Origin of the sequence: Candidatus Phytoplasma bonamiae (assembly GCF_030586845.1) — a bacterium.
Classification (GTDB): Bacteria; Bacillota_I; Bacilli_A; order Acholeplasmatales; family Acholeplasmataceae; genus Phytoplasma; species Phytoplasma bonamiae.
In genome coordinates, this window is the sequence record NZ_JAOSIQ010000027.1 from 1 (window position 1) to 6,050 (window position 6,050).

The 6,050-nt window shown below is 25.8% G+C and carries 5 protein-coding genes, 1 tRNA gene and 1 pseudogene; all 7 read right to left on the minus strand.

Annotated features, from left to right (window positions below; genetic code table 11):
• Nucleotides 1-146: 146 nt before the first annotated feature.
• Nucleotides 147-230, minus strand: a tRNA-Tyr gene (locus OC701_RS02135).
• Nucleotides 231-470: 240 nt separating this feature from the next.
• Entirely contained in the window at nt 471-2,069 is a 1,599-nt protein-coding gene (locus OC701_RS02140) for a YidC/Oxa1 family membrane protein insertase (protein WP_304514458.1), read from the minus strand.
• Between the two features lie 85 nt (nt 2,070-2,154).
• The gene (locus OC701_RS02145; RefSeq protein ID WP_304514459.1) at nt 2,155-2,301 is read right to left on the minus strand and encodes a hypothetical protein; all 147 of its coding nucleotides are present in this window, start codon (nt 2,299-2,301) and stop codon (nt 2,155-2,157) included.
• 540 nt (nt 2,302-2,841) lie between these two features.
• Nucleotides 2,842-3,381: a citrate lyase holo-[acyl-carrier protein] synthase gene (locus OC701_RS02150; RefSeq protein WP_304514460.1), complete on the minus strand. Its 540-nt coding sequence runs from the start codon at nt 3,379-3,381 to the stop codon at nt 2,842-2,844.
• A 56-nt stretch (nt 3,382-3,437) separates the two neighbouring features.
• Entirely contained in the window at nt 3,438-4,976 is a 1,539-nt protein-coding gene (citF, locus tag OC701_RS02155; RefSeq protein ID WP_304514461.1) for a citrate lyase subunit alpha, read from the minus strand.
• A 316-nt stretch (nt 4,977-5,292) separates the two neighbouring features.
• On the minus strand, nt 5,293-5,604 hold the full coding sequence (locus OC701_RS02160) for an HpcH/HpaI aldolase/citrate lyase family protein (RefSeq protein ID WP_320415508.1): 312 nt from the start codon (nt 5,602-5,604) through the stop codon (nt 5,293-5,295).
• Between the two features lie 147 nt (nt 5,605-5,751).
• Nucleotides 5,752-6,050 (minus strand): annotated as a pseudogene (locus OC701_RS02165) (group II intron reverse transcriptase/maturase); the annotation flags it as partial.

The window sequence follows — 6,050 nt, forward strand, 5'->3', positions numbered from 1 at the left end:
CTCTTCGTAATAAATCATTTAAATAAATAATATTTATTTAAATATCGTTTAATATTTAATAATTTTTATAATATATAGAATATTATAATAAATAATAAAATATCATCTTCAGTTTTCAAAGAAGTAGCAATAAAAATGAACTAACATGGTGGAGGGAGACGGATTCGAACCGCCGTACCTTCCGGAACAGTTTTACAGACTGCTGCGTTTACCCACTTCGCTATCCCTCCGTTTAAATATTATCAATTACAAAGTATTTTATAGTTTTTCTAGTCTAAAAAAACTTACTAATTGATTTTAACATAATTTAACGATAAAAATATATATTTTTTTTTTTTTTTATAAAAAAATTTAAAAATAAAATTCTTTTTTATATGAAAAAATATTATTTTAATCCCTGACTTTTATTATACAAAAAAAGATTAATCTTTGATGAATAATCAGGAATTATTGAATATTATAAATATTGTTTAATATTTTTTTAATTTTTGCATTTTTCTAAATATGATTTTTTTATTAATAAGTGTTTGCAAAATAGTATAAGAATTTCCTATAATCCAATACAAAGATAACATAGAATCGCGAAAAGATAAAAACATCATAAATAAAATCATTATATAACTAAAAAAATTTATTAGTTTTTCCGGCCTAATCATATTAGATTCATTCGGTATCGATAAAACATTTTTATTTTGTATAGTTTCAGAATTATTCCTTATTAATTTATTCAAAAGAAACATACTAAAGCCTGTTATTAAAGTTAGTGATATAGAAAAAAATAAATTATCATTATTATTTTCTAATTGTAAATTTATTACACCTAAAAAAGGCTTTTTATTATAAACTTTAAAAATACCACCAGGAATACGAAAACGACGTAAAACACGGAACATAGCTAAAAATAAAAACATTTGACCAAAAGACATTAATAAGCTAGAAAACATATTTAAATTATACTTTTTATAAACTCGCATAATATCTAAATGCATTTTTTTTATTTCCATAGGATTCTTAGATAAAGAATATTTTGTTTGAATTTTAGTAATTTCTGGTTGTGCCAAATTCATATTAAAAGCAAAATTATTAGTTTTAGTATAAATAGGCCATGATAAAGTTCTAATTAAAATAGTAGTTAATACAATTCCTAATCCTAAATTACCTAATACAAAACCATCTACTCCGTAAGATCCTATAGAAGAAAAAAAATTTAATAAAGAAGCTATAAAAATAATTAAAAAATTCCAAATATAACCAAAACCTAAAAATTTACTCCACTCTAATTTGGACGGCCATTGAATAGGTAAATCTTCTTGATCATTTACAAAAATCTTTAAACCTAATTGTTGATTATCAGAAATATTATTTTTTAAAATAAAAAAATTTAATGTTTTATTTTTGGAATTAGAATTGGAATATTTTTGACGAATAATATTATTATAATTTAGATTAGATATTTCTTTATTATCCTTAAAATCTTTATAAATGTTAAATTTTAATAAATCATTTGGTGTAATTAAACTGATTCTATTTGTTTTAAGTTCAATATTTTTTATGGATAACATTTCAAAATCTTTTTCTTGAACGAAGCGATTTAAAAAATAACTTCTATTAATTCCTGTTATCACTGTAAAAAATTTTTTTAATATAATAATTTTCTTTTCTAAAGAGATATTAGAATTATTAAAACTAAAATAATATTCTAGTCCTAAACATATTTTATTTATTGTTTCTTGTAATTGTTTTTTTACATAATCATTCCAATTTTTACTATCTAATAAATACCATTTTAAATTACCATTATCTTCAAGTTCACAAACAAAAATATCTAAAAATTTCTGACATTCATATAAATCAAAATTTTTTAATTCAAGTAATTTATTAAATAATTTATCATCTGAAATATCGCTATTATTTTCTGTTTTTGTAAAAACTTTTAAATCAATAATATTAGGTTCAACATTAATTTTTTTATTGCTAAAAAAAAACTCCTTAATACTGATAGTTATCAATAAACAAAATAAAAAAATAATTACAAATTTTTTTAAAAAAATAAATTTATCATCACTCATATATACAATAAATATCCTTATCAGGAACTTATAAGACGAGATTTTCTCAATAAAACTGACAATTTTACAGATAAATCGACAAAGTTCAATTTTTTTGCTGTCGGTTTAATAATAATAAATATGGATAGATTATTTGCGTTTCAATCTCAAGATTTATCTTTCTTCTAATATCTATTACAAATAGCCCCCATCTAAACCGGACAAGCAAGTTTCCAAGCATCCGGCTTTCCATAATTTATCGATAAACCATAAATTACTAACTTCTTTCGCCCTATCAAGGTCGTTAACCTTGTTCTAGGGAGGACGATTAGCTTAATTATTCCAAATTAAGTTTTACTCCTCCGACTACTAAGAAGTCGCTTTCTCCTTGGGCTATAATGACTTTAATCTCATTATTCGTTAATTTAATAACTCGCCTTTAGGATTCTCCAAGTTACGCTAAATATCAACCTTGATTCCTTAGGGGAAGTAACCATTTTATTCATGGTGAGATTCCAGGTTGGTTAAGTGATAAACTATCCAATATATCCATCTAATATTGATATACTCTAGACTATTCGGTTACAGTAGTTTGCGAAATAGGTTTCATTATTACATCTGCTTATCTTCTTAGGCCATTTCAGGCTTACCCTTAGAACCATTCGGTGGCGGTGTCTTATTGACTAACTACTTCATCGCAACCCGCTTTTAAGAACTGCTGTAATTCTTGATGGTTTCCTTTCAAGAACCGTTCTTAGCCTGTCAGTGTTTATCGCACTGGTGATGGGTTAGTTCACTCGATATTTAGGCCTCTTTGGCGCCCATCGATAAATGATAATAATTCTATTAAATTATGTGTTTTTTTTAAAGCACATTTTTTAGCTGCTTGAGAACATATAAAACATAATCGAGGATTTGGCGGATAAAACAAATTGCGGGAGATGTTTTCGTGTTTTAAATTGATAATATCTAAATCCAATAAACGAAAACAAATATGAGTTTTTTCTAAAATTAAAAAATTTTTTTTAATTTCTATTAATTTTGACATTTCTGCAGTAATCAAAACTATATTAACGTAAAAACCGGCTTTATCAAATAATATTCTAAAATCATTACAACCTAAACATATTTGTTTTTTTTGTAAAAAAGGTATTATAATTCTTTTCATAAATAAATTAAAAAAATCAAAATATAAAGGTTTAAGTTTAATTATTCCCGGAATATTTAAATTAATAGTTAACAGACCTTTTTGATAATAATTTAACATTTTAAGTTGTAATATATATCTGTCTTCTTTGGCTTTTAAATATTGATTTATCGTTTTATAAAACATATCAATTATATAAACCTAAACTATAATTTGACAAAAATTAAAATAAAATATTATCTTTATTTTACTTTATAAACGGTATCAATTAAAGTGCCATCACGATACTCAATCAAAGCAATAACACGATTAGTATCATAATCAATTGGTACCGGTTTACCTACAATACTATAAGCCAAGTCACGTAATTCACAAATATCTTTAACAACTATTCCAGCTGACTTTAACCACATAAGCAAATCAGTTCTTATTGGATTTACAGAAATACCTAAATCAGTTACTAACACATCAATAGTATTTCCTGGAGTAACTATTGTTTGCACACGATCTACTATAGAAGAAATTCGTCCTCGAATTAAAGGAGCAGCAACAATAGAAATTTTACTACCGTATGCTACATCACTGTGACCTCCAGAAGCTCCGCGTAAATATCCGTCATTTCCTGTAATAACATTACAATTAAAATTAACATCTATTTCTAAAACACTTAAAATACCAAAATCTAATTTATTAACAGCACAACCTTTAATGAAAGGATTAGCATAAAAAGAAGCTGACATTTCTAAATGATTCGGATTGTTTTTTAAAGAATCAACCGCTTCTAAATCAAAAGACTGAACATCTAACAATGTATTAACTAGTCCTTCTTTTAATAAATCTACTTCTAATTTAATAATTCCTCCTAAAAAAACAGAAGATTTTATTTGCTTTCGCCTCATTTCATCAGATAAAATTACTAAAGATGCTTGAGAAGCCCCGCCAGTACCTGTTTGAAAAGAAAAACCATTTTTAAAATAAGGCGTGTTTTTAATAACTTTAACAATATTTTCGGCAATAATAATTTCTTTGGGATTGAATTTAGAATGAATTTCTCCTGAAGAAATTTTTTTATTATCACCGATTACTTCCACTTTAACAACATAATCAACATAAATTTGCGGAATAGAAATAGGATTATTCGGATAAGAAACCAAAGTATCTGTGATAATAATAGTTTTATCAGCATATTGCGCATCTACAATAGCATAACCTAAAGATCCTACACAAGAATCACCTATAACACCATTAGCGTTGCCCATCTCATCACTGCTTGAAGCAGCTAAAAAAGCAACATTAATATAAGATTGTCCTGTAGTAATAGACCGTGCTCTACCGCCGTGAGATCTAATAATAACAGGCTTTGTTAAAAGACCTTCGGAAATAGCATTTCCTAATTCTCCCCTTATAGCTGAACCTTCCAAAGAACTTACGATACCGTCTTTAATATATTTAATAAAACAATCATGAGACTTTGTGAAAGAAGAAGCTAAGACAGTTAAATTTTTAATATTTAATTTTTTGATAGCTTCCATAACTTGTTGAAAAGTTTTATCACCATGTCTAAAAGCATGATGAAACGAAATAGTCATACCATCTTTTAAACCGCTTTTAACAATAGCTTCTTCTAAAGAATTTAAAACTTTATTATTGGAACAATTATATTGATTGTTTTTAATTTTAGTCATTGCACCAACACTATTATTATCAATTTTAAAATCATAAAGTGCATTGTTATTATGATTATCTATTTTTTTTGAATTTTTCTTAAATTGTTCTATCATTGAATTATTCCTTTTTTTATTAATTAACAATTTGAAAATCACTTAATTTTATTAAATATTTTTTAATCGATAAAACTATTTATAAATAAGTTTTTATCATTCAATAATATTATATTTCTTAATTTCTTTTAGTATAACTTTTAATAATATTAAAATCAGAAAAAACAAAAAATGTCAAACATTGAAAATAATAACAACATACTTTTTAACAAATGTTGTTTTTAAATCATTTAAAATGGATTTACTAAATCGTATAAAATACCTTATATTTTAAATTTATTCTTAAAGTGTAAAACAATAAAAAATAAATTTGTTATTAATCTTCTATGCTAGGATTCGGAATATTAGCTTTTTGTAAAACATTTTCTGCATATTTTATAACTGGTTTATCAATCATTTTACCATCAATCGCGAATACACCTTGATTTTGCAAACGATATTTCTTATATAAAGTTAAAATTTTTAAAGCTTCTTGAATTTCTTTATCACTAGGTTGGAAAACTCGATTAAGAATAGGTAATTGATCAGGATGTATAGCAGATTTACCGTTAAAACCCATTTCTTTTACTAAAATAGCTTCTTTTTCTAAACCTTTTGAATCAGAAACATTATCATAAATAATACGGATAGATTAATTGCGTTTTATTCAGCAATTCGTTCTTGCTGTTTTATTTACAATCAGCCCCCGTCCAAACCGGACAAGCAAGTTTCCCGGCATCCGGCTTTCCATAATTTACTCTCTTTCGAGAACTAATTTCTCCTCGCGGTTAATTAGCTATTTATTCCTATTGTTCTTATTCTTTCTGATATCATGTATTTGCTGATTGGTTATCTTACGATGACAATCTTTACACAATACCTTTGTTCTTTTATTCATGACACTTTGGTAATGCGCATTGCGAATTGTCCCAATGTGATGAATTTGAAGTTGGGATGTTTTATCGCAATTCTCACAACGTTCCGCTTTTAGACGGTCAGTTAGATGGGTGCGACCTTGGAATATATATTTGTTAATGGTAATGTCCGGGTTTCCCTTGTAATTACGCATTTTTTTTATTCTGTCCCAAGAGTAAA